Raw genomic sequence first — 22,165 nt, 5'->3', positions numbered from 1 at the left:
GACGGGAACTGGGCGCCGGGGCGGGCCAGGGTGGAGCGGGCCCGCAGCCCGACCGGGTCCGGTTCGACGGGGTCGCCGAAGGCCGGTGCTGGTGCCGGTGCCCGCCGGGCATCCAGGTACGCCGCGGCGGCGCGGTCCTCGTCGGTGGGCGCGGCGAGCAGCGCGTAGACCAGCCCGACCACTCCGAAGATCACCAGCAGGACGATCGGGATCAGCAGCGTGCCCACCTCCGCGCCGGTCACCTCGCCGCGCCGCTCGTGCAGGTGCACCGAGAGGGCGCTCATCCCGGTGAAGTGCATGCCGTTGACCGCCACCCCCATCACCAGCGCCGAGCCGAAGATCGCCAATCCGCGCCGTACGGTCACCGCGAGCCAGAGCGCGACGGTGGCCGCCACCACCGCGATCAGCACGGAGAGCGCGACGCGGAGCTGGTCGTAGCCCAGCCGGCCGTCCAACCGCATCGCGGCCATGCCGGTGTAGTGCATCGCCGCCACCCCGCTGCCGGCGAAGAGACCACCGGCGATGATCCGGATCACCGAGAGCTTGCCGGTGCCCACGATCGCCAAGCCGAGACCGACCGCCACGACCGCGATCAGCGCGCTGACCACGGTGATCGGCACGTCGTATCGGATCCGGGTGCCGGTCACGGCGAAGCCCAGCATCGCCATGAAGTGCATGGTCCAGATCGCGGTGCCGCCGAGCGCCCAGGCCGCCAGCGTCCCCCACCAGAGCTTCTGGCCGGTGCTGTCGGCGTCCCGGATCCGGGTGGCGCAGACCAGCCCGAGGATGGATCCGAGCACCGACAGCGCGTAACTGAGCGCCGGTGTGATCCAGCCGTACTCAAAATGATTGATGTCCGCCACGGCGGCTTTCCCCCCAGAGCTGTTACCGGCGCGTAGCCACGCGCCGGACACATGATCCAGGAGGTGCCCTACCAGGCACAATAGCCTTACGGCGGAGAAAACTCAGGCCGGCGAGTGGTACGCGAGGACTCCTCGGTTCACCGCGCCGATCGCCTGGCGGGCGGTGGCCCGCAGTTCGGCCGAGGCACCACCGGAATCAGCCAACTGGCCCAGCAGGTCCACCACCTGCCGAGCCCACCTGACGAAGTCACCGGCCGGCATCTCACCGTCGAACTCGTGCCCGCTGGCCAGCACCTTCGCCAGCGCCTCACCCCGCGCCCAGCGGTAGACCGGCCAGGCGAAGCCGAGATCCGGCTCGCGGGTGACAGTCAGGCCACGGCCCGCCTCGTCCGCCTCGATCTCGCTCCACAGCTTCAGCGTCGCGTCGACCGCGTCGGCGACCGCGCCCCGCGGCAGCGAGGCCCGCTCGTCGACGTCGCGGCGGGCCTCGTACACCACCACGGAGACGGCGGCGGCCAACTCGGCCGGGGAGAGCCCGTCCCAGACACCCCGGCGCAGGCACTCCGCCACCAGCAGGTCGGCCTCCGTCCAGATCCGCCCGAGCATCCGTCCGGCGTCGGTCACCTCGCCCTCTGCGGTGAGGTAACCGCGCGCGGTCAGCAACGCGACGATCCGGTCGAAGGTACGTGCCAACGACCCCGTCCGACCCGCGACCCGCTGGCGCAACTCCTCGGTGTCCCGCTCCAACCGGCGGCGGCGCTCCGCCCACCGGGCATGCTCCTCCCGCTCCGGGCAGGCGTGGCACGGATGCCGCCGCAGCTCGGCCCGCAACTGGGTGAGCTGGTGATCCTCCCCCGACTGCCGTCCCCGCGCGCCACGGCGGCTGTGCCGGTCCAGGCCGGTGCCGCTGACCTGCGCCGCCAGGTCCCGCCGGGCGGCCGGGTTACGCGGGTTGAAGTGTTTCGGCACCCGGATGCGGGCCAGCACCTCAGCCGGCGCGGTGAAATCGGCGGGGCTGATCCGCCCGGCCCAGCGGTCCTGGGTCAACACCAGCGGCCGGGGTTCGCTGAAGCCACCGGCGGCCGGATCGAGCACCACGGCCAGGCCGGCCCGCCGCCCGGACGGCACCCGGATCACGTCACCCACCCGCAACCGTTCCAGCGACGCCACCGCCGCCGCCCGGCGTTGGCTCTGTCCCTGCCGGGCCAGGGCCCGCTCCCGGTCGGCGATGGCCACCCGCAGCGCGAAGTACTCGTCGAAGTCACCGTGGTGGCAGTCCGCCTCCCCGGCGTACGCCTCGATGGTCTCGGTGTTGCGCTGCACCTGCCGGGCCAGGCCGACCACCGACCGGTCCGCCTGGAACTGCGCGAACGACGACTCCAGCAGCTCCCGGGCCGGCTCGGCGCCGACGCTGCCGACCAGGTTCACCGCCATGTTGTACGAGGGCCGGAAGCTGGACCGCAGCGGATAGGTGCGGGTGGAGGCCAGCCCGGCCACGTGCCGGGGGTCGGTCTCCGGGGACCACACCACCACGGCGTGCCCCTCCACGTCGATGCCGCGCCGCCCGGCCCGCCCGGTGACCTGGGTGTACTCCCCCGGGGTCAGGTCGACGTGCGCCTCGCCGTTGTATTTGACCAGGCGTTCCAGCACCACGCAGCGGGCCGGCATGTTGATGCCCAGGGCCAGGGTCTCGGTGGCGAAGACCGCCTTGACCAGCCCGCGGACGAACAACTCCTCGACGACCTCCTTGAACGCCGGCAGCATCCCCGCGTGGTGCGACGCCAGCCCACGCTCCAGGCCGTCGAGCCACTCCCAGTAGCCGAGCACCGACAGGTCCTCGCCCGGAATGGCGGTGATCCGGGACTCCACCACCCGGCGGATCTCGGCCCGCTCCTCGGGTGAGGTGAGCCGCAGCCCGGCGGCCAGGCACTGCTGCACGGCGGCGGCGCAGCCGGCCCGGCTGAAGATGAACAGGATCGCCGGCAGCAACCCCTCACGGTCCAGCCGCTCGACGATGTCCGGCCGCGCCGGCCCGCGCCAGCGCGGCCCCCGCCGCCCACCCCACCCGGCCGAACGGCCCTCACCGAGGTCCAGGCGACGCATCGTCTCCCGGGTGTAGCGCAGCAGCTCCGGGTGCACGTCGTGCTTGCGCGCCGCCGCCGCATCGTGGAACAGGTCGAACATCCGCTTGCCGACAAGCATGTGCTGCCACAGCGGCACCGGCCGGTGCTCGCTGACCACCACCGTGGTCTCGCCCCGCACGGTGATCAGCCAGTCGGCGAACTCCTCCGCGTTTGAGACCGTCGCCGACAGCGACACCAGGGTCACCGAGGCGGGCAGGTGGATGATCACCTCTTCCCACACCCCGCCCCGGAACCGGTCGGCGAGGTAGTGCACCTCGTCCATCACCACGTACGCCAGGCCCTCCAGGGTGGCCGAGCCGGCGTAGAGCATGTTGCGCAGCACCTCGGTGGTCATCACCACCACCGGGGCGTCGCCGTTGATGGCGTTGTCGCCGGTGAGCAGCCCCACCTGGTCGGCACCGTAGCGGTCGACCAGGTCGTGGTACTTCTGGTTCGACAGGGCCTTGATCGGCGTGGTGTAGAAGCACTTGCGGCGGGTGCCGTCGGTCGGTGCCGGCCGCCCGGGGGCACCGCGCAGCGCCAGGTGTACGGCGAACTCGCCGACCACGGTCTTGCCGGCGCCGGTGGGGGCGCAGACCAGCACACCGCTGCCCCGCTCCAGGGCCTGGCACGCCTCCCGCTGGAAGTCGTCGAGGTCGAACCCCAGATCCGAGGTGAACTCTTCCAGTGCCGGGAACTGTGCGACCTGGGCGGCCCGGCGGCGCGCCGCGGCATACCGCTCGGCGGGGCTCGACATGTCACCAAGATTAGTCCGTACCCCTGTCGGGCACCTGGCAAGGCCATCCGGCAGGGCGTCCGGAGTGGGTCGGTAGGGTGCACGACGTGCCGGATCATGCCGAACCGACCGACCAGGCCCTGCCCGTTGCGTCCCGCCGGCCCGTACGGGCGGTGCTGCTCGACTTCCACGGCACGCTCGCGCAGGTCGAAAAGCCCCGCGACTGGGTGCTGGCCGCCGCGGCGACGTGTGGCGTACGCCTCGACCCGGTCCGGGCCACCGCATTGGCTGACCGGCTGCTCACCGCCGGGCGCGCCGGCGGGCCGCTGCCGGCCCGGGTACCGCCGCACCTGGCCGAACTATGGGCCGACCGGGACCTCTACGCGCACGCCCACCGGGGTGCGTACACCGGGCTGGCGGCCACCGTCGACACCGGCGTCGACGGTCTCGCCGAGGCGCTCTACGAGCGGCTGCTGCTCCCGGAGGGCTGGGTGCTGTACCCGGACACCGCCCCCACCCTGGCCGCCCTGCGGGCCGCCGGGGTACGGGTGGCGGTGGTCAGCAACATCGGCTTCGACATCCGGCCGTTCTTCGCCGCCTGGGGCATCGCCGACCTGGTCGACGCCTTCGTCCTGTCGTACGAGGTGGGTCGCTGCAAGCCGGATCCGGCGATCTTCTGGCGCGCCTGCGGCATGCTCGGCGTCGACCCGGAGGAGACCCTGATGGTCGGCGACAGCCCCGCCGACGCCGGTGCCGTGGCTGCCGGCTGCGCCGCCCTGGTCCTGCCGGCTGCCGACCCGGGCCGCCCCAACGGGCTCGGTTCCGTGCTGGCCCTGACCCACGGCGGCTGACCACACCGCACGGCGCTGTGTCCGGTCCCGCGTCCACAGCACAGCCACAGATGCCACACAAGCAACACCGAGGCGACCGTCGTACCGTCTGACAATGCACAACGGCCCCGCAACCGGGGGGATCCAAACGGAAGACCCCAACCTGGCGACGACCGCGCCGGCACCAGCCACCCGGCACCGCCGTCGGTCGCTGATCGCGCTGGTGGCCGCCGTGCTTTTGGCCGCCTCGATCGCGCTGGTCGGCTGGCGGGCCACCCGACCGGTCGCCGAGTCGCCCGCGCCGCGCCCGAGCGCGTCTGAGGACGAGCCCCTGACAGTCGCGCAGGTCTACCAGACGGTGGCCCCGTCGGTCGTGTCGATCACCGCTCGGGACGCCGCCGGCCGCGCCACCGGCACTGGGGTCGTCGCCAACGCCGACGGCACCATCCTCACCGCCCTGCACGTGGTGGCCGACGCACGCGACATCGAGGTGGTGTTCGCCGACGGCACCCGCACCGAGGCGACGGTGGCCGGCACCGACCCCGCGAACGACATCGCCACGCTCACCCCCGACACACTGCCCGGCCTGCTCGTGCCGGTGGTGCTCGGCGGCGCGGTCGCCATCGGCGAGGCGGTCGTCGCCATCGGCGACCAGTTGGGGCTCGCCGGCAGCACCACGAGTGGGGTGGTCTCCGGGCTGGACCGCTCGGCGGCCTCGGCCGGCGGCGAGGACCTTGCGGGACTTGTCCAGTTCGACGCGGCGGTGAACCCCGGCAGCTCCGGCGGACCGCTGGTGAACCTGCGCGGCGAACTGGTCGGAGTCGTGGTCGCCCTGGCCAACCCGACCCGGGACGGCACCTTCATCGGTGTCGGATTCGCCGTACCGATCGGCACCGCCGCCGGCACCGGCCCCGGCGACGGGCCGCAACTGTGAGCACTCCGCCCACCCGTCACACCGCAGATCACGAGGAACCCATGCACACTCCGGCGTCCCATGCCCAGTACCGACCGCAGGAGCACGCGCAACCCGAGACCAACCCGGTCGAGCAGATCCGGTACGAGGTCAAGAAGGCGATCGTCGGCCAGGACCTCCTGCTGGAACGTCTGCTCGTCGCCCTGCTCGCCCGCGGTCACGTCCTGGTCGAAGGGGTACCGGGGCTGGCCAAGACCCTCGCCGTCAAGTCGCTCGCCGACGCCGTAGGCGGGCAGTTCCAGCGGGTCCAGTTCACCCCGGACCTGGTCCCCGCCGACCTGGTCGGCACCCGGATCTACCACCAGGCCAGCGGCGAGTTCCAGGTCTCACTCGGCCCGGTGTTCACGAATCTGCTGCTGGCCGACGAGATCAACCGGGCTCCGGCGAAGGTGCAGAGCGCGCTGCTGGAGGTCATGCAGGAACAACAGGTCACCATCGGGCGGGAGACCCATCAGGTGCCCCGGCCGTTTCTGGTGCTGGCCACCCAGAACCCGATCGAGTCGGAGGGGACCTATCCGCTGCCCGAGGCGCAGGTGGACCGGTTCATGATGAAGGTGCTCGTCGACTACCCCAGCCCGAACGAGGAATTCGTCATCGTCGAGCGGGCCATCGGTGCCACCCCGGCCATCCAGCGCATCGTCGACCCGGCCCACCTCATCGCGCTGCAACAGCAGGCCGACCAGGTCTACGTCGACCCCTCGCTGATCGAGTACGCGGTGCGGCTGGCCGCCGCCACCCGGCAGCCCGCCGACGTGGGACTCGGCCACCTGGCCCGCTACCTCACCTACGGGGCCAGCCCGCGCGCCTCGATCAACCTGGTGCTTGCCGCGCGGGCCCTGGCCCTGATCCGCGGCCGGGCGTACGCCCTGCCCGAGGATGTCACCGGACTCGTCCCGGACGTGCTGCGACACCGGCTGGTGCTCTCCTACGAGGCGCTCTCGGACGACGTCACCCCCGACGTCATCCTGCACCAGGTGATCTCCGCGGTGCCGGTGCCCGCGCCACGCCTGCCCGACCTCGCCGCCCGGACCCGCTGATCCATGGCGACCGCCGCCGACCGGCTGCTACGCCGACTGGAGTGGCAGGTCCTCCGCCGCCTCGACGGGCGGTTGCAGGGCGCCCACCGCACGGTGCTGCGGGGTGCCGGCATCGACGTGACCGACCTGCGTGCCTACTCCCCCTTCGACGACGTCCGACACATCGACTGGAACGTCACCGCCCGGCTCGACGAACCGTACGTACGGCAGTACACCGAGGAGCGTGACCTGACCGCCTGGCTGGTGCTCGACCGGTCGGCGTCGATGGCCGCCGGCCCGGACGGCACCGGCAAGGCGACCGTCCTGACCGACCTGGCCGTCTGCCTCGCCCGGCTGCTCACCCGGGCCGGCAACCGGGTCGGTGCGGTGCTCTACGACAACAGCTGGCACCAGGTCGTCCCGCCCCGCACCGGGCGGCTCCAGATCCTGCGCCTGGCGCACCAGCTCGGCGTACCAGCGGCGAACGCCTCCGCAGCCACCACCGATCTGGCGGCGATGCTGCGCCTGGCCGCCGGCACCGCCCGCCGCCGCAGCCTGGTCTTCGTGATCTCCGATTTCCTCGGCGAGTCCGGATGGGAGTCCGCGCTGGCCGCGCTGGCCCACCGGCACGAGGTGGTCGCCGTCCGGCTGGTCGACCCGGCCGACCTGGACCTGCCGGAGCTGGGGCTGGTCACCGTCGAGGACGCCGAAACCGGCGAACAACTGCTTGTCGACACGAGCGATCCGCTGCTACGCCAGCGCCTGGCCGAGCAGGTCCGGGTGCGGGAGGAACTGCTCGATGCGGCCCTACGTCAGGCCGGGGTGACCGCCCACCGGGTCGGTACCGACCAGGACCTCGTCCGGGTGCTGGTGGCGATGGTGCGCCGGTCCGGTCAAGGTGGCCGCCGATGAGTTTCGCGTACCCGTGGCTGCTGCCGGTGGCAGTGCTCGTCAGCGCCGTCGCCGTCGCGGCCTACGTCCAGCTGCATCGACGGCAGGCCGCCGCACTGGCCCGGTCCGGGCTGGGCGTCACCGGCGGCAGTCGGGGACGACTGCGCCGCCAGCTGCCGGTGGCGCTGTTCCTCGCCGCGCTGCTACCGCTCAGCCTCGCGCTCACCCGCCCGCAGGCCACCGTCGGTGTGCCCCGGGTCGCCGGCACCGTCGTGCTGGCCGTCGACGTCTCCAACAGCATGACCGCCGACGACGTCGCGCCCACCCGGCTCGGTGCCGCGCAGCGCGCCGCCCGGGAATTCGTCCAGGCCCAACCCGAGACGCTCGACATCGGCCTGGTCGCCTTCGGCCAGGCCGCGCTGGTCGTCCAGGCGCCCACCGCCGACCGCGACGCCGTGGTCGCTGCCATCGACCGCCTCAGCACCGGTGGCGGCACCTCGCTGGGTACGGCGATCCTGGCCGCACTGAGCACCATCGTCGGGCAGCCCGTCACGCTGCCCGCCGACGGCGAGCCCGCCCCCGACCTCGGCTACTGGGGTTCGGCGAGCATCGTCGTGCTCTCCGACGGCGAGGAGACCGGCGGTGGGGTGGACACCGAGGCCGCCGCCGTCCTCGCCGCCGCCGCCGGAGTACGGATCGAGACGGTGGGTGTCGGCACCACCGGTGGTGCCCGGGTCGAGGTCGACGGGTACCAGCTGGCCACCGCCCTCGACGAACGGCTACTGACCGCCGTCGCCCAGGTCAGCGGCGGGACCTATCACCGACCGCAGGACACCGAGGCGCTGCACGAGGTGCACCGCGCCGTCGAGCTCCGGGTCACCACCCGCCCCGAGGCCGTCGAACTCACCAGCCTGCTCGCGGCGACCGCGCTGCTACTCCTGATCGCCGGCGGGCTGTTGATGATCCGCCGGCACGGAAGGATCGTCTGATGTCACTGACCTGGCCCTGGGCGCTGGCTGCCCTGCTCGGGGTGCCGTTGCTGCTGGTCGTGCGCTGGTGGGCGGCCCGGCGTCGACGCCGTACGGCGGTGCGGGTCGCCAGCATCGCGCTGATCCGCGCCGCGCTACCCGGGCCGTCCCGGTGGCGCCGTCGCCTGCCCGCGCTGCTGTTCCTTGCCGGTCTGCTCAGCCTCGGCGTCGCGACCGCCCGCCCCCAGGCGTCGATGGCGGTGCCGACCAACTCCACCTCGATCCTGCTGGCCCTGGACGTCTCCACCTCCATGTGCTCCACCGACGTCGAGCCGGACCGGTTGACCGCCGCCCAGGCGGCGGCCCGAGAGTTCATCACCACCCAGGACGACGGCACCCGCATCGGGCTCGTCGCCTTCTCCGGCATCGCCGGACTGTTGGTGCCGCCGACCAGCGACCACGGCGATCTGCTCGCCGCCATCGACGAGCTCACCACCGCCCGCGGCACCGCCATCGGCATGGCGATCCTGACCTCCATCGACGCGATAGCCGACGTCAACTCGGCGGTCGCGCCCACCGGGGTCGATCCGGCAGTCGATGCCGCCGTCGAGCAGCCCGACACCATCGTGGTGCTCACCGACGGCGCGAACAGCCAGGGTGTCGATCCGGTCACCGCTGCCGAGCAGGCCGCGGCACGCGGGGTACGGGTCTACACGATCGGTTTCGGCACCACCGAACCGGCACCGATGGTGTGCCGCGCCAACCAGGTCCAGCCCGGTGCCGCCTTCGGTGGAGGTGAACGGTTTCGGGGCAGCCGCCTACAGCAGATCGACGAGCCCACGCTGCAGGAGGTCGCCGAACTGACCGGCGGCGAATACTTCCGGGCCGAGGACGCCGAACAGCTCACCGATGTGCTTACCGGGTTGCCCGCCAGTATCGAGCTACAGCGGCGGCCGGTCGAGATCACCGTGTGGTTCGTCCTCGCCGCGATGCTACTGACCGCCTTGGCGGTCGCGCTGTCGCTGCGCTGGAACCCGGCCACCGCCCTCCCGGTCGTCACCCCCGCGGCCCGGCGAAACTGACTCGTCTGCCGGCAGGACGCGGGTCAGCGCAGCAGCCGAACCGCAGCCGGTACGGCGGTGACGGTGACGGGCAGATCACGGCAGCGCTCGCCGTCGGCGTAGGAGGTGATGCCCTCGGCGGCGACCGTGACCGTGCGGGCCCGGTAGGTGTGCACCAATGGGTGGGTGACGTGAGTGCCGGGATAGATCCGGGGTTTGATCCGGATCAGGGTGCGGCGGTTGAACCGGCCACCGATCACCACGTCGAGCAGCCCGTCGGTCAGATCCGCCGCTGGGCAGATCCGCATCCCGCCGCCGTAGCTGGCACCGTTGCCGACCGCCACCAGCACCGCGTCGACCTCGATCCGCTCGCCGTCGAGGGTGAGGGTGTACCGACGCGGGCGCAGCCGGGCCAGCTCGGCGAGAATCGCCAGGTCGTAGCGGCGCGGGCCGCGCGGCCAGCGCATCCGGTTGGCCCGTTCGTTGACGATCGCGTCGAAGCCGGCCGCGAGCACCGCGCCGTACCAGCGGTGCCCGCCGTCCGCGCCGGTGACCCGGGCCAGGTCGACCGCGCGCGACCGGCCGTCCCGTAGCGCCGCCGCGATCACGTCCGCGGCGGCCAGCGGGTCGGTCGGGAAACCGGCGTCGAGGGCGAAGTCGTTGCCGGTGCCGGCCGGCACCACGCCGAACGGCACGGGCGTGCCCGCCACCGCCTGGAGGACCAGGTGCACGGTGCCGTCGCCGCCCACCGCCACCAGCCCCGACGCGCCGTCAGCCAGCGCCGCGTGGCAGGCGACCTCGGCCTGCTCGGGGGTATCGGCGGCCAGCACCCGCACCGGGCGTCCGCCCGCCGCCAAGCGGTCCAGCACTCGGGGCAGCAGACCCCGGTGACGTCCCCGGCCGGCGGTGGGGTTGGCCAGCACAGCGACCGGCCGGTCGGCCGGCGCAGGGTGATCGTCTGCGGTCACGGCGTGCACCGTACCTGGCCGGACGCGGACCGGACAGCCGTCGCCTGACATTTGTCATGGTCGATCGTGTGGTACGCATTCCACCTCATGACCGATCGCACTGGAACCAGTGCCGCCGGAGTCCTGTACGCACTGCACGTCAGCGGCGCGGGACGGTGGCCGGAGCACGAACAGTGGCTGGTACGCCGCGCCACCTCGCCCGGCTCCGGCACCCGCTGCGGCTTCTACGACGGCCTGCACGGCGTCGGGTACGCCCTGGAGCTGCTGGATCGCCGGCAGGACGCCCTCGACGTGCTCGACGCCGCCTGGCGGGCCGCCGAACGGGTCGTCGAGCAGCTCGCCGACGATCCGGGGCCGGACGTCAGCGGTGGCCGGCACCCGTACGCGGGACTGCTGCGCGGACGGACCAGACCGGCGCTGATGCTGGTGCGCCTCCACGAGCTGACCGGCGAGCCGGAGCTGCTGGCGCACGCCGTCACCGCGCTGCGACAGGACCTGCGCCGCTGTGTCGTCCGCCCGGCCCTCGCGCCCCGGCCGCCAACAGGTCACCGACCAGCGCCGGACTCCACCGGCGGCCCATGGCCAGCACCGCCGTGCCAGGTGCCGCCCCGGTGATCTGGGCGACCACCTCGGCCGGCTGTGGGACATCCGAGGCCAGGTCCACCAGTACCACGTCGGGACGGTGCCGCCGCACCATGGCGGACAGCTCTCCCGTCCCGGCCACCTCGGCGACCACCTCGATCTCCTCCTCGCTCGACAGGGCGACGCACAGCGCGGTGCGCAGCAGACTCATCTCCTCGACGACGACGACGCGGATCAATGCCTGACTCCGATCTGGGACGGACACTGCGGCGGCCGGATCCCTTCGACGGGACTTCGCCGACCAGCCGGATGGTGGGGGTAAGGGCTACGGTGGAGCGGGTCATTCACCTGCGGGACCGGCACCGGACTCCCGCAACGGCACCCGTCCGCGACCCGGGCACGGTGGTGGTCGGGTCGGCGGACGGGTCGGCGACCGCCACGGTGGCGCCCGACCCGACGGTCAGTCGGGTGGCGGGCGCCGTACGCAGCGCGCGACGGACTGCGGCGCAACGACGGGCGGGGGACGGAACGTCAGGCGACGCACGTGGCAACGACCTTTCCTCGTCGAGCGCGACGACACATCGTGCACATGTCATTACCCATACCCGGCACGGTGGAAGCCGGTGACGGATTACCGACTGCGCCGCAGACAGGTGCCGAGCCGTGCGTTACGGCGACGGAGGCGAGCCGATCCGCTCCCCCGCCGCAGGCGGCACTCGCGGCACGGCCGGGCACGAAAAAGCGCCGCCGTGCCTACCACACACGGCGGCGCTTCGGCTGCCCCGGAACGAGCCGGGGCAGCCGGTCAGGTCACGTCGTCGAAGCGCCGCTCGATCGGCAAGGGCCGGTTCACCGGCTCGGGCGCGTCCACCGGAGCGACGTCGACCGGTTGGCCCGACTCGACCGGATCCCGGTCGAATTCCAGCGGGGACACCTCGTCGTCATCGATGCCGGCGTAGATCTCCTTGCCACGTCCACGACGCCTGTCGTTGAGGAACGCGACACCCACCGCGGCGAAGTAGAGCGCGCACAGGCAGATCGCCAGTGCCGTCATGCCGAACGGGTCCGGCGTGGGCGTGACCACCGCGGAGAAGGCGAAGAAGACGAAGACCGCCACCCGCCACCAGCTGAGCAGCCGCTTCGCGCTGGCGATGCCGACGAAGTTGAGCATCAGCACGACAAGTGGGAACTCGAACGCCACCCCGAAGATGAGGATCATGTTGGTGACGAAGGAGATGTACCGGGTGACCTCGAGCGAGGTGTCGATCCCGGTGACACCCGCTTCCAGCAGGAACGTCAGGCCCTTGTCCACGATGAAGTACGCCAGCGCCGAGCCCGCCATGAACAACGGCGCGGCGATCGCCACGAAGATGTAGGCGTACTTGCGTTCGTGCCGGTGCAGACCCGGCGCGATGAAGGCCCAGAGCTGGTAGAACCACACCGGCGAGGCGACGATCAGCCCGATCCAGAGCGCGAGCTTGAGCTTCAACAGAAAGGCGTCCGCCGGCCCGAGCTGGATGAACTTCTGGTCCGGCAGCAACCGGTAATACGGCGTGGCGAGCAGGTCGAAGACCAGATCCGCCAGAGCGTAACCGACGAAGAAGCCGATGACGATCGCCAGCGAGGCACGAAACAGTCGGTTACGCAGCTCGCGGAAGTGCTCGACCAGGGTCATCGAGCCGTCCGCGGCCCGTTCGAAGTCGCTCGGGCCGCGCTTGCGGAGTCCGAAGGCCACGGTGATCGGCCCCCGCGATCAGTTGTCGCGGACGCGCTGCACCGGGTCGACCACCGGCTGCTGGACCGTGCCCTGGTACGGCTGCTGCGGTGCCTCACCCGGGTACGCCTGCTGCTGCGGTGGCGCCTGCTGCGGCGGGTACGGCTGGTAGCCGGCCTGCGCGTCGGCCTTGCCGGCCAGGTCGCGGTCGTCGTCGGAGAGGCTCTTGGTCTCGGCCTTGATGATGCGCAGCGAACGGCCCAGGGAACGCGCCGCGTCCGGAAGCCGCTTCGCACCGAAGAGCAAGATCAGCACGACCACGAGTACGGCGATGTGCCAGGGCTTGAGGACATGCATTGAAGGCTCCAGTCGCACGGTGTTGATGAGAGTGTGCCGCAGCCCATCGTACGTCTGTCCAGAGCTGTTGCCACCCTACCGGGACGGTGGTGGTTGGTCCCGACGGAGTGAAGTTTCGACTACCCGCGAGTGTCTCGTCAACCACGAGTGGATCATCAGCCCGGAAACGGGCGCCCCGGATGGGTCAGTCGCCGCGTCGAGAGCGGATCAGGGTGAGCCGCTGCTCGGTGGTCTCCAGCCGGCCCTGCAATCCTTCGGCCCGCTGCTGGAGACGCTCCGCGGCCTCCCGCAGCGCCACCGCCTCGTCGGCACGCCCTTGCAGCTTCTCCACTGCCCGACGCAGCTGCGGCAGCCGCGCCAGCACAGGTCGGACCGCCAGCGCGAGCACGACCAACGGCACCAGCACCAGCGCGAGCACGATCCACTTCAGCACGGCCGCCAGCCTACTGCCTGAGCCCGGCCACCGCCGGGTCCGCGCCTGCCGACACCGGCGAGGCGTACGCGTCCAGCGCCGCCACCGCCGCCAACCGCACCTGCTCGGCCAGCTCGGCCGGCGAGACGACGGTGACCTCCGGCCCCAGACCGAGCACGAACCGCCGAGCCCAGCTGAGATCCGTGACCCGCAGCGAGACCAGCCACCACTGCCCGTCGGACTCGACCCGCTCGCAGGGGTAGTACTCGGTGATCCACCGCTCGCCCCGACCGATCCGCAAGGTGATCAACGGCAGGTCCGGTGACGGCCGGAACACGCCCTCGCTCAGGTCCTGCGGGCGGGCCTGCGGCGGCACCACTGCCGGTTCGTCCAGCTCGGCGACAGCGTCGATCCGGTCGGCCCGGAAAAGTCGTACCGCCTCGGCCCGCCGGCACCACGCCTCCACGTACGTCCGGCCGCCGACCATCAACACCCGCAGCGGATCGATCACGCGCTCGGTGGTCTCGTCCCGGGCCACCGTGTAGTAGGTGATCCGCAGCGCCCGGCCACGCTGCACTGCGGCGCGGAGCTGCTCCACCCGTGGGGTGTCGCCGGGCAGCCGCACCTCGACCGGGGCGGCCACCAGGTCACCCGCCGCGTCCTCGATCTTGACCAGGGCCCGTTCCACCGCCTCCCGGTTGGCCACCCCCGGTGTCTCGGCCAGCATCCGCAACGCCACCACCAGGGCGAGCGCCTCATCCGGGGTGAGCCGCAGCGGACGGTCGATGCCGGCGTCGTAGGTGATCGTCACCCGGTCGCCGTCGAAGGCCATGTCGATCAGGTCACCCGGGCCGTAACCGGGCAGCCCGCACACCCAGAGCAGCTCCAGATCCTCCCGCAGCTGCCGCTCGGTGACGCCCAGGTCACCGGCCGCCTCGGCGATCTCGATCCCGGGCCGGGCGAGCAGGTAGGGCACCAGGTTGAGCAGCCGGGCCAGCCGGTCGGCGGAGGTACGCGAACCTGCTTTCACCGGATTCCCCTCCCCGAACCGACCCCGACCGCCGCGCACACGATCCGCGCGCTCACCGGGCCGCCGCCAACGCATCGTGCCGGGCGGCGATCTCCTTGAGTCGTTGGATGACCGCCTCGCGCAGCTCGGGCGGGTCGAGCACCCGCACGTCAGGGCCGTAGCCGACGAGCTGACCGGCGAGGAACTCCACGTCGGCGTAGGGCAGCACGAGCCGATCGGTTACCCCGCCCGTGGTGATCTCCGCCGCCCATCGCCGCAGGCCCGCAGCGCGGCCCGCGGCGACCAGCACGGTCGCCCGGCCGGCCCGCTCGGTCGGCCCGGACCAGCGAGCCACATGACTGATCAGATCGACGTCGGTCGGCGGCCGATAGCCGCCCGGCTCACCGGTGACCCGGACCGGGCCGAGCACTCGGGACAACCGGAAGCACCGGGTGGCGTCGCGGTCCAGGTCGTGACCGACCACATACCACCGGCCCCGCCAGCAGACCACGCCCCACGGCTGCAACCGGCGTCGGTCCGGTGCGTCCCGGTCCGGCACCCGGTAGTCGAAGTGGACCTCGCGGCGGTCCCGCGCCGCGGCGGTGAGCGGCGCGAACGCCGGGTCGACCGTGACCATCGGCTCCAGGCCCAGGGTGGCCTGCGGGTCCACGTCCACCCCGGCGGCCCGCAACTTCGCCAACCCCGACGACGCGGCGGCGGCGAGCCCGGCGTGCTGCCACAGGCGGGCGGCGATGCCCACCGCGGCAGCCTCGTCCGGCTTGAGCGGAATGTCCGGCAACGCGTACTCCCGGCGGGCGATCCGGTAGCCGGGCTCCGCGTCGAAGGCGCTGGCCGTCCCGGTCTCCAGCGGCACGCCCAGTTCCCGCAGCTCCGCCTTGTCCCGCTCGAACTTGCGCTGGAACGCCTCGTGCTCGCGGGCGTCCTCCGGATCGTGCTCGTAACCGGGCACGGTCGCGGCGATCTGCGCGGCGGTCAGGAACCGCCGCGTGGACAGCAGGCAGATCACCAGGTTGACCAGGCGTTCGGTGCGGCTCCGCGACACCCCGTAGACGCTAGCAGCCGTCGTGCCCCCCGCACGCACCCAGACCCAAGGAGGGGCCCCCTGTTAACGCCTGGTGTATAGCAAGGGCCCCCTATTAACATCGCGACCGCCGCAGCGCCCCCACCGCCACCGCCCGGCGCGTCGTGGCGTACCGGATCGGCGCACACCCCGGCGCATACGGCGACGCGCCGGGGAAGCTAGCGTGCGGGGCATGGTGCGATGGCGGGCGGGTACGGTGACGACGCTGCGACGGCAGTGGACCGGTGCGATCGAGCTCGACGTCGCACTCACCGACGGCGGCACGATGCGGGCCCTGGCGTACCCGGCACTTGTCGGCGTGCCCGAGCCCGGCGACCGGGTGCTGCTCAACGCCGGCGCGCTGCTGATGGGCCTGGGCACCGGCGGGTACGCCCTGGTCGTCGCGCTGCCCGACCGTCTGCCGGCGGACCCGCCGCAGGCCCTCGACTCCCGCGACGCCGGCCACCTGGTCAAAGCCCGCTACACCCCGCTGCAACCGATCCTGCTCGGCGTCGACGAGCCGGCATCACCACACCACGACACGCTGGCCGCCGCCGAGGACCTCGCCGGCCTGCCGGTGATCACCGCCGACCTGCACTCGGCGTTGCCGGCGATCCTGGCCGGCATCCACGCCGACGCCGCGCAGCTGCGGGTGGCGTACCTGCTCACCGACGGAGGGGCGCTGCCCGCCTGGTTCTCCCGTACGCTGGCCGGCCTGCGCGACGAGCTGGTCGGCACGATCAGCGTCGGACAGGCGTTCGGCGGTGACCTGGAGGCGTCCACGCTGCACAGCGGCCTGCTCGCGGCCCGGCACGTGCTGCACGCCGACGTGGCGGTGGTGGCACAGGGGCCGGGAAACCTCGGCACCGGCACCCGCTGGGGTTTCTCCGGGGTCGCTGTCGGCGAGGCCGTCAACGCCGTCGCCGCGCTGGGTGGGCGGCCGATCGGGTCGCTGCGGATCTCCGCCGCCGACCCGCGCCCGCGACACCGCGGCGTCTCACACCACAGCATCACCGCGTACGGCCGGGTGGCGCTGGCCCGCGCAGAGCTGGTGGTGCCCGACGGCCTGGATCCGGCGCTGGCCGCAGAGGTCGACGCCGCGCTCGCACCGCTGACCGGGCGGCACGCGGTGCTGCGGGTGCCGAGCGCCGGGCTGGACGCGGCGCTGCGGCGCAGCCCGGTGCCGCTGTCGACGATGGGACGCGGGCTCGATGCCGACCACGCATATTTCCTGGCCGCCGCGGCGGCTGGCCGGCACGCCGCCCGCCTGCTCGCCGCCGGTACGACAGGCGACAAGTGTTAGAAGGGGGCCCTTCCTATACACCAGGCGTTAAGAGGGGGCCCCTCCTTACACCTCAGGCGAAGATGATGAGGGCGATCCAGGCGCCGACGATCAGCGCCAGCGTCGACGCCAGCACCCAGGTGGGGACGACGTACTCGCCACGCCTGTTGCGTGCGATCTCGTCGCGGATCTTCTCCCGGCGTCGGTCGAGCCAGCTCTGCGGCTCGCCGCCCTGACCGGGACGGCGCGAAGGGGACCCAGAAGGAATCATGACGCGGCCAGCCTACCCGGCCCGCCCGGTACGGACGGGCCGGGTGAGACTCACATGCTGGCGATGAGCCGCTCCACCCGCTCGTCGTACGCCCGGAACGGGTCCTTGCACAACACCGTGCGCTGTGCCTGGTCGTTGAGCTTCAGGTGCACCCAGTCGACGGTGAAGTCGCGCCGTTTCTCCTGGGCGTGCCGGATGAACTCGCCGCGCAGCCGGGCCCGGGTGGTCTGCGGCGGCGTCTCCTTGGCCTCGAAGATCTCCGGATCGGTGGCCACCCGGTCCACGTCACCGCGCCGTTCCAGCAGGGCGTAGAGCCCTCGGCCCCGGCGCACGTCGTGGTAGGCGAGATCCATCTGCGCCACCCGGGGATGCGACAGCGGCAGGTCGTGTTTGCGCTGGTAACGCTCGATCAGCCGGAGCTTGGTCACCCAGTCGATCTCCCGGGAGACCGGTTCCAGGTCGCCGGTCTCCACCGCCCGCAGCACCCGGCCCCACAACTCGACCACCCGCTTGGCGGTCTGGTCACCGCCGCGACGCTCCACGAACTCGATCGCCTTGGCGAGGTATTCCTGCTGGATATCCAGGGCGCTGACCTCCTTGCCCGAGGACAACCGCACCTTACGGCGGCCGGTGATGTCGTGCGACACCTCCCGGATGGCCCGGATCGGGTTTTCCAGGGTGAGGTCGCGCATCACCACCCCGGCCTCGATCATCCGCAGCACGATGTCGGCCGTACCGACCTTGAGCAGCGTGGTGACCTCGTTCATGTTGGAGTCGCCGACGATGACGTGCAGGCGGCGATAGCGTTCGGCGTCCGCGTGCGGCTCGTCCCGAGTGTTGATGATCGGGCGGCTCCGGGTGGTCGCCGACGAGACGCCTTCCCAGATGTGCTCGGCCCGCTGGGAGAGGCAGTACACCGCACCGCGCGGCGTCTGCAACACCTTGCCCGCCCCGCAGATCAACTGCCGGGTGACCAGGAACGGGATCAGTACGTCGGCCAGCCGGCCGAACTCACCGTGCCGGGACACCAGATAGTTCTCGTGGCAGCCGTACGAGTTGCCGGCCGAGTCGGTGTTGTTCTTGAACAGGTAGATCTCCCCGGCGATGCCCTCGTCGTGCAGCCGCTTCTCCGCGTCGACCAGCAGCCCTTCCAGGATGCGCTCACCGGCCCGGTCATGGGCGACCAGATCGACCACCGAGTCACACTCCGGGGTGGCGTACTCCGGGTGCGAGCCGACATCCAGATAGAGTCGGGCGCCGTTGCGCAGAAAGACGTTGCTCGATCGGCCCCAGGACACCACCCGGCGGAAGAGGTACCGGGCGACCTCGTCAGGGGACAGCCGCCGCTGCCCACGGTAGGTGCAGGTGACGCCGTACTCGGTCTCCAGACCGAAGATTCGCCGTTCCATGATGAGACATTAGCCGTACCGAGGCCCTGTTCGTCACTGTCGCGACGCACCAGTACCGGTCAGACCAGTCCCGGCTGCGCTCCGACACCCAGACCCGCCACGTGGTCCCGGCAGGCGCGGTAGGTCGGCAACAGGCCCGCCGCCCGCGCCTGGGCCAGCGGCGGCGCGGCGGCGTCACGGGCGGACAGCAGCGGCATCTCGGGCGGCCACTCGACCCCCAACTCCTCGTCCAGCGGATGCACGGCATGCTCACCGGTCGGGTTGTACGTGGCCGAACAGAGATAGCTCAGGGTGGCTCCGTCGCTGAGCGCGCAGAACCCGTGTCCCAACCCCTCGGCCAGGTAGACCGCGCGCCGTTCGTCGTCGTCGAGGCGTACGCCCTCCCACCGGCCGAAGGTCGGCGAGCCGACCCGCAGGTCCACCACCACGTCGAGCACCGCGCCCCGTACGCAGGTGACGTACTTCGCCTGTCCCGGCGGCACGTCGGCGAAGTGGATGCCCCGCACCACGTCCCGCGCCGAGACGGAGAGGTTGGCCTGCGCCAGCCGCAGCGGATGACCGACCGCCTCGGCGAGCCGGTCAAAGCGGTACCACTCCATGAACATGCCGCGCGGGTCGCCGTGCTGCTGCGGGCTGATCTCCCAGGCGCCCTCGATGCCCAGCGGCCGGATCTTCACCGCTCCCCCTCCCGCGGCCCGACCACCGCACCGTTCCCCGGCCCGACCACCGCACCGTTTCCCGGCCCGGGCACCGCACCGTTTCCCGGCCCGGGCACCGCACCGCCCCGCAGCCCGGCCGCCGCCTCGATGAACTTTCCGGGCGTCAGCTCGCGCTCGACAGCCAGCAGGTCGAGCAGATAGTCGCCGTAGCCGCTGCGGACCAGCGGCTCGGCCAACGCCCGCAGCTGGTCGTCGTCGATCAGCCCGGCCCGCCAGACCACCTCCTCGACACAGCCGATCTTCATGCCCTGCCGCTCCTCGATCACCCGCACGAACTCGGCGGCCTGCACCAGCGAGGCGAACGTCCCGGTGTCCAGCCAGGCGGTGCCCCGGTCCAGCACGGTCACCGACAACTCGCCGGCCCGCCGGTACACCTCGTTCACCGCGGTGATCTCCAACTCGCCACGGGCGCTGGGCACCAGCCCACGGGCGATCTCCACCACCCGGTTGTCGTAGAAGTACAACCCCGGCACCGCGTACCGGGACCTGGGCCGCCGCGGCTTCTCCTCGATCGACAGCACCCGCCCCCCGGCGTCGAACTGCACCACCCCGTACGCCTGCGGGTTCGCCACCGGATAGGCGAAGATCCGCCCACCCACCGGATCGCCCGCCGCGGCCAACTGCCGGCCGAGACCCGCACCGTGGAAGATGTTGTCGCCGAGGATCAGCGCCACCGGCTCCGCGCCGACGAAGTCCGCACCGAGCACGAACGCCTGGGCGATGCCCTCGGGCCGGGGCTGGCTGGCGTACTCCAGCCGCAGGCCGAACTGGCCGCCGTCACCGAGCAGGCGCCGGAACTGCTCCTGCTCCTCCGGCGTGGTGATCACCAGGATCTCCCGCACCCCGGCCATCACCAGGGTGGAGAGCGGATAGTAGATCATCGGCTTGTCGAAGACCGGCATCAGCTGCTTCGACACCGCCCGGGTGATCGGCCACAGTCGCGATCCGGTGCCACCGGCCAGCAGGATTCCACGCACTCGGGGAGCCTACCGAGGGGCACCACGAAGAGTCACGTGTCAGATACACTACTCCCCGTTCTTCCGCGTAGACTCCCCGTCCTGTGAGGATCCTCGTCACCGGCGGTGCCGGCTTCATCGGTTCTGAATACGTCCGGATGCTCCTCGGCGCCTCTGGACGGCACACGCCGGAGGTGTCCGCGATGACACCGACCCGGCTGACCGTCCTCGACGCGCTCACCTACTCCGGCAACCCGGCCAACCTGGACCCGGTCCGCGACGACCCCCGGCTCCACTTCGTCCAGGGCGACATCCGGCACGCGGAACTCGTCGACCGGCTGGTCCCGGGACATGACGTGATCGTGCATTTCGCCGCCGAGTCGCACGTGGACCGCTCGATCGCCGGGGCGACACCGTTCGTCACCACGAACGTGCTCGGCACGCAGACGCTGCTCGACGCCGCGCTGCGCCACGGTGTCCGCCGATTCGTGCACGTCTCCACCGACGAGGTGTACGGCTCCATCGCCGAGGGCTCCTGGACCGAACGGTGGCCGTTGGCCCCCAACTCGCCGTACTCCGCTTCCAAGGCCGGCTCCGACCTGCTCGCCCTGGCCTTCCACCGCACCCACGGCATGGACGTGGTGGTCACCCGCTGCTCCAACAACTACGGGCCCTACCAGTATCCGGAGAAAGTCATCCCGCTGTTCGTGACGAACCTGCTCGACGCAGGGACGGTGCCGCTCTACGGCGACGGCGGCAACGTCCGCGACTGGCTGCACGTGCACGACCACTGCCGAGGCATCGCCCTGGTGCAACAGCGGGGCCGCGCCGGCGAGATCTACCACATCGGCGGCGGCACCGAGCTGACAAACAAGGAGCTGACCGCACGGCTGCTCGACGCCTGCGGCGCCGGCTGGGACCGGGTCGTGGCCGTCCCCGACCGCAAAGGCCACGACCGCCGCTACTCGCTGGACATCACCAAAATCCAGACCGAGCTGGGGTACGCCCCAAGCATCCCCTTCGACACCGGCCTCGCCGACACCGTCCGCTGGTACCGGGAACACCGCTCCTGGTGGGAGCCGCTCAAGACGGCGGCAGCCGGATGAAGGTCCTGGTGACAGGTGCCGCCGGCATGCTCGGCCGCGACCTGGTCGACATCCTCACCGGGCACCCGCGGCACACCGTGACCGCCGCCACCCGGGCCGCGCTCGACATCACCGACCCCACCGCCACACACACCGCGGTAGCCGGCCACGACGTGGTCATCAATGCCGCCGCCTGGACCGACGTCGACGGCGCCGAAGAGCACGAGGCGACAGCCACCGCCGTCAACGGCGACGCCGTGGCCCACCTCGCCACGGCCTGCGCCGCACACGACGCCCGACTGCTCCAGATCTCCACCGACTACGTCTTCCCCGGCGACGCCGGTCACCCCTACCGCGAGGACGCACCCACCGCGCCGATCAACGCGTACGGGCGCAGCAAGCTCGCCGGTGAACAAGCCGTCGCCCGACTGCTGCCCGACACCGGCTACGTCGTACGGACCGCATGGCTCTACGGCGCGCACGGCCGCAACTTCGTCACCACCATGCTCCGCCTGGCCGATCAACGCGAGTTCCTCGACGTCGTCGACGACCAACGCGGCCAGCCCACCTGGTCGTACGCCCTCGCCCAGCAACTGATCGCGCTCGCCGAGGCCGCCCTGGCCGGCCGGGCCGCGCCCGGCGTCTATCACGGCACCTGCGCCGGCGAGACCACCTGGTACGGCCTGGCCCGCGCGGTCTTAGACCGACACGGCCTCGACCCGGAGCGGATCCGGCCCACTACCAGCGTTCGATTCCCGCGTCCCGCTCCCCGGCCGGCCTACAGCGTCCTCGGCCACGCCCGATGGTCCGCAGCCGGTCTGGCCCCCCTGCCCCACTGGCACCGCACCCTCGAGCAGGC

The 22,165-nt window shown here is 71.9% G+C and carries 22 protein-coding genes and 1 pseudogene; 11 read left to right on the top strand and 12 right to left on the bottom strand.

Annotation, left to right across the window (positions count from 1 at the left end; translation table 11 throughout):
* Positions 1-863: MHYT domain-containing protein (locus tag C1I93_RS14395; protein ID WP_111243787.1), on the bottom strand; the 863-nt coding region annotated here is incomplete at its 3' end.
* Positions 864-965: 102 nt separating this feature from the next.
* Positions 966-3,743: a DEAD/DEAH box helicase gene (locus tag C1I93_RS14390; protein WP_111243786.1), complete on the bottom strand. Its 2,778-nt coding sequence runs from the start codon at positions 3,741-3,743 to the stop codon at positions 966-968.
* Positions 3,744-3,829: 86 nt separating this feature from the next.
* Between C1I93_RS14390 and C1I93_RS14385 the strand changes: the two genes are divergently transcribed.
* The 6 genes from C1I93_RS14385 to C1I93_RS14360 all read left to right on the top strand — a co-directional run bounded on the left by C1I93_RS14385 (position 3,830) and on the right by C1I93_RS14360 (position 9,482).
* Positions 3,830-4,573: an HAD family hydrolase gene (locus tag C1I93_RS14385; RefSeq protein WP_249412299.1), complete on the top strand. Its 744-nt coding sequence runs from the start codon at positions 3,830-3,832 to the stop codon at positions 4,571-4,573.
* A 94-nt stretch (positions 4,574-4,667) separates the two neighbouring features.
* Entirely contained in the window at positions 4,668-5,486 is an 819-nt protein-coding gene (locus tag C1I93_RS14380) for a S1C family serine protease (protein ID WP_111243784.1), read from the top strand.
* 41 nt (positions 5,487-5,527) lie between these two features.
* Positions 5,528-6,562: an AAA family ATPase gene (locus tag C1I93_RS14375; protein ID WP_111243791.1), complete on the top strand. Its 1,035-nt coding sequence runs from the start codon at positions 5,528-5,530 to the stop codon at positions 6,560-6,562.
* 3 nt (positions 6,563-6,565) lie between these two features.
* Positions 6,566-7,453: a DUF58 domain-containing protein gene (locus C1I93_RS14370; protein ID WP_111243783.1), complete on the top strand. Its 888-nt coding sequence runs from the start codon at positions 6,566-6,568 to the stop codon at positions 7,451-7,453.
* Positions 7,450-8,421, top strand: coding sequence for a VWA domain-containing protein (locus C1I93_RS14365; protein WP_111243782.1), 972 nt, complete (start codon positions 7,450-7,452; stop codon positions 8,419-8,421). Before C1I93_RS14370 ends, C1I93_RS14365 begins: the two co-directional genes overlap by 4 nt.
* On the top strand, positions 8,421-9,482 hold the full coding sequence (locus tag C1I93_RS14360; RefSeq protein ID WP_111243781.1) for a VWA domain-containing protein: 1,062 nt from the start codon (positions 8,421-8,423) through the stop codon (positions 9,480-9,482). The genes C1I93_RS14365 and C1I93_RS14360 overlap by 1 nt, the downstream gene beginning before the upstream one ends.
* A 23-nt stretch (positions 9,483-9,505) precedes the next feature.
* On the opposite strand, the gene C1I93_RS14355 is transcribed toward C1I93_RS14360, so the two are convergent.
* Positions 9,506-10,438 carry a diacylglycerol kinase gene (locus C1I93_RS14355; protein WP_223256497.1) on the bottom strand — a complete coding sequence of 311 codons (933 nt, stop codon included), beginning with the start codon at positions 10,436-10,438 and terminating at the stop codon, positions 9,506-9,508.
* Positions 10,439-10,516: 78 nt separating this feature from the next.
* Between C1I93_RS14355 and C1I93_RS14350 the strand changes: the two genes are divergently transcribed.
* Both C1I93_RS14350 and C1I93_RS32480 read left to right on the top strand, forming a co-directional pair.
* Positions 10,517-11,044 carry a glycoside hydrolase family protein gene (locus C1I93_RS14350; RefSeq protein ID WP_223256496.1) on the top strand — a complete coding sequence of 176 codons (528 nt, stop codon included), beginning with the start codon at positions 10,517-10,519 and terminating at the stop codon, positions 11,042-11,044.
* An 80-nt stretch (positions 11,045-11,124) separates the two neighbouring features.
* The gene (locus C1I93_RS32480) at positions 11,125-11,256 is read left to right on the top strand and encodes a hypothetical protein (RefSeq protein WP_258378288.1); all 132 of its coding nucleotides are present in this window, start codon (positions 11,125-11,127) and stop codon (positions 11,254-11,256) included.
* Between the two features lie 560 nt (positions 11,257-11,816).
* On the opposite strand, the gene tatC is transcribed toward C1I93_RS32480, so the two are convergent.
* The 5 genes from tatC to C1I93_RS14320 form a co-directional block, all read right to left on the bottom strand.
* Complete coding sequence (gene tatC, locus C1I93_RS14340; protein ID WP_111243779.1) at positions 11,817-12,746, bottom strand: twin-arginine translocase subunit TatC; 930 nt, start codon at positions 12,744-12,746, stop codon at positions 11,817-11,819.
* 18 nt (positions 12,747-12,764) lie between these two features.
* Positions 12,765-13,082, bottom strand: a complete 318-nt coding sequence (tatA, locus tag C1I93_RS14335) for a Sec-independent protein translocase subunit TatA (RefSeq protein WP_111243778.1) — start codon at positions 13,080-13,082, stop codon at positions 12,765-12,767.
* A gap of 184 nt (positions 13,083-13,266) precedes the next feature.
* Positions 13,267-13,515 (bottom strand): hypothetical protein, encoded by a 249-nt coding sequence (locus tag C1I93_RS14330; RefSeq protein ID WP_111243777.1) that lies wholly within the window; start codon positions 13,513-13,515, stop codon positions 13,267-13,269.
* A 10-nt stretch (positions 13,516-13,525) separates the two neighbouring features.
* Positions 13,526-14,524 carry a helix-turn-helix transcriptional regulator gene (locus C1I93_RS14325; protein WP_111243789.1) on the bottom strand — a complete coding sequence of 333 codons (999 nt, stop codon included), beginning with the start codon at positions 14,522-14,524 and terminating at the stop codon, positions 13,526-13,528.
* Positions 14,525-14,576: 52 nt separating this feature from the next.
* Complete coding sequence (locus tag C1I93_RS14320; protein WP_111243776.1) at positions 14,577-15,566, bottom strand: helix-turn-helix transcriptional regulator; 990 nt, start codon at positions 15,564-15,566, stop codon at positions 14,577-14,579.
* A 211-nt stretch (positions 15,567-15,777) separates the two neighbouring features.
* Here C1I93_RS14320 and C1I93_RS14315 point away from each other — a divergent pair, with 211 nt between their 5' ends.
* Positions 15,778-16,887, top strand: a complete 1,110-nt coding sequence (locus tag C1I93_RS14315; RefSeq protein ID WP_111243775.1) for a DUF3866 family protein — start codon at positions 15,778-15,780, stop codon at positions 16,885-16,887.
* Between the two features lie 52 nt (positions 16,888-16,939).
* On the opposite strand, the gene C1I93_RS14310 is transcribed toward C1I93_RS14315, so the two are convergent.
* The 4 genes and pseudogenes from C1I93_RS14310 to rfbA form a co-directional block, all read right to left on the bottom strand.
* A complete protein-coding gene (locus C1I93_RS14310) occupies positions 16,940-17,137 on the bottom strand; it encodes a hypothetical protein (protein WP_111243774.1) in 198 nt (65 codons plus the stop codon).
* A 50-nt stretch (positions 17,138-17,187) separates the two neighbouring features.
* Positions 17,188-18,546, bottom strand: a complete 1,359-nt coding sequence (gene pafA / locus C1I93_RS14305; protein ID WP_111243773.1) for a Pup--protein ligase — start codon at positions 18,544-18,546, stop codon at positions 17,188-17,190.
* Between the two features lie 59 nt (positions 18,547-18,605).
* Complete coding sequence (gene rfbC, locus C1I93_RS14300) at positions 18,606-19,223, bottom strand: dTDP-4-dehydrorhamnose 3,5-epimerase (RefSeq protein WP_111243772.1); 618 nt, start codon at positions 19,221-19,223, stop codon at positions 18,606-18,608.
* Positions 19,224-19,384: 161 nt separating this feature from the next.
* Positions 19,385-20,242 (bottom strand): annotated as a pseudogene (rfbA, locus tag C1I93_RS14295) (glucose-1-phosphate thymidylyltransferase RfbA); the annotation flags it as partial.
* Between the two features lie 83 nt (positions 20,243-20,325).
* Between rfbA and rfbB the strand changes: the two are divergent.
* Complete coding sequence (rfbB, locus tag C1I93_RS14290; protein WP_111243771.1) at positions 20,326-21,327, top strand: dTDP-glucose 4,6-dehydratase; 1,002 nt, start codon at positions 20,326-20,328, stop codon at positions 21,325-21,327.
* Positions 21,324-22,165, top strand: an 842-nt coding sequence (gene rfbD / locus C1I93_RS14285) for a dTDP-4-dehydrorhamnose reductase (protein ID WP_111243788.1), incomplete at its 3' end; no start/stop codon positions are given. The genes rfbB and rfbD, both read left to right, overlap by 4 nt.

Source organism: Micromonospora endophytica (assembly GCF_003236305.1).
GTDB lineage: Bacteria > Actinomycetota > Actinomycetes > Mycobacteriales > Micromonosporaceae > Micromonospora > Micromonospora endophytica.
This window is presented reverse-complemented; position numbering and strand designations above follow the sequence as displayed.

Excerpts from the sequence above, each read along its gene's own strand:
- C1I93_RS14375 (WP_111243791.1), top strand. The coding sequence starts at position 5,528 with ATGCACACTCCGGCGTCCCATGCCCAGTACCGACCGCAGGAGCACGCG.
- tatA (WP_111243778.1), bottom strand. The coding sequence starts at position 13,082 with ATGCATGTCCTCAAGCCCTGGCACATCGCCGTACTCGTGGTCGTGCTG.
- C1I93_RS14365 (WP_111243782.1), top strand. The coding sequence starts at position 7,450 with ATGAGTTTCGCGTACCCGTGGCTGCTGCCGGTGGCAGTGCTCGTCAGC.
- C1I93_RS14315 (WP_111243775.1), top strand. The coding sequence starts at position 15,778 with ATGGTGCGATGGCGGGCGGGTACGGTGACGACGCTGCGACGGCAGTGG.
- C1I93_RS32480 (WP_258378288.1), top strand. The coding sequence starts at position 11,125 with ATGGCGGACAGCTCTCCCGTCCCGGCCACCTCGGCGACCACCTCGATC.
- C1I93_RS14310 (WP_111243774.1), bottom strand. The coding sequence starts at position 17,137 with ATGATTCCTTCTGGGTCCCCTTCGCGCCGTCCCGGTCAGGGCGGCGAG.
- C1I93_RS14350 (WP_223256496.1), top strand. The coding sequence starts at position 10,517 with ATGACCGATCGCACTGGAACCAGTGCCGCCGGAGTCCTGTACGCACTG.
- pafA (WP_111243773.1), bottom strand. The coding sequence starts at position 18,546 with ATGGAACGGCGAATCTTCGGTCTGGAGACCGAGTACGGCGTCACCTGC.
- C1I93_RS14360 (WP_111243781.1), top strand. The coding sequence starts at position 8,421 with ATGTCACTGACCTGGCCCTGGGCGCTGGCTGCCCTGCTCGGGGTGCCG.
- C1I93_RS14390 (WP_111243786.1), bottom strand. The coding sequence starts at position 3,743 with ATGTCGAGCCCCGCCGAGCGGTATGCCGCGGCGCGCCGCCGGGCCGCC.
- C1I93_RS14370 (WP_111243783.1), top strand. The coding sequence starts at position 6,566 with ATGGCGACCGCCGCCGACCGGCTGCTACGCCGACTGGAGTGGCAGGTC.
- C1I93_RS14380 (WP_111243784.1), top strand. The coding sequence starts at position 4,668 with ATGCACAACGGCCCCGCAACCGGGGGGATCCAAACGGAAGACCCCAAC.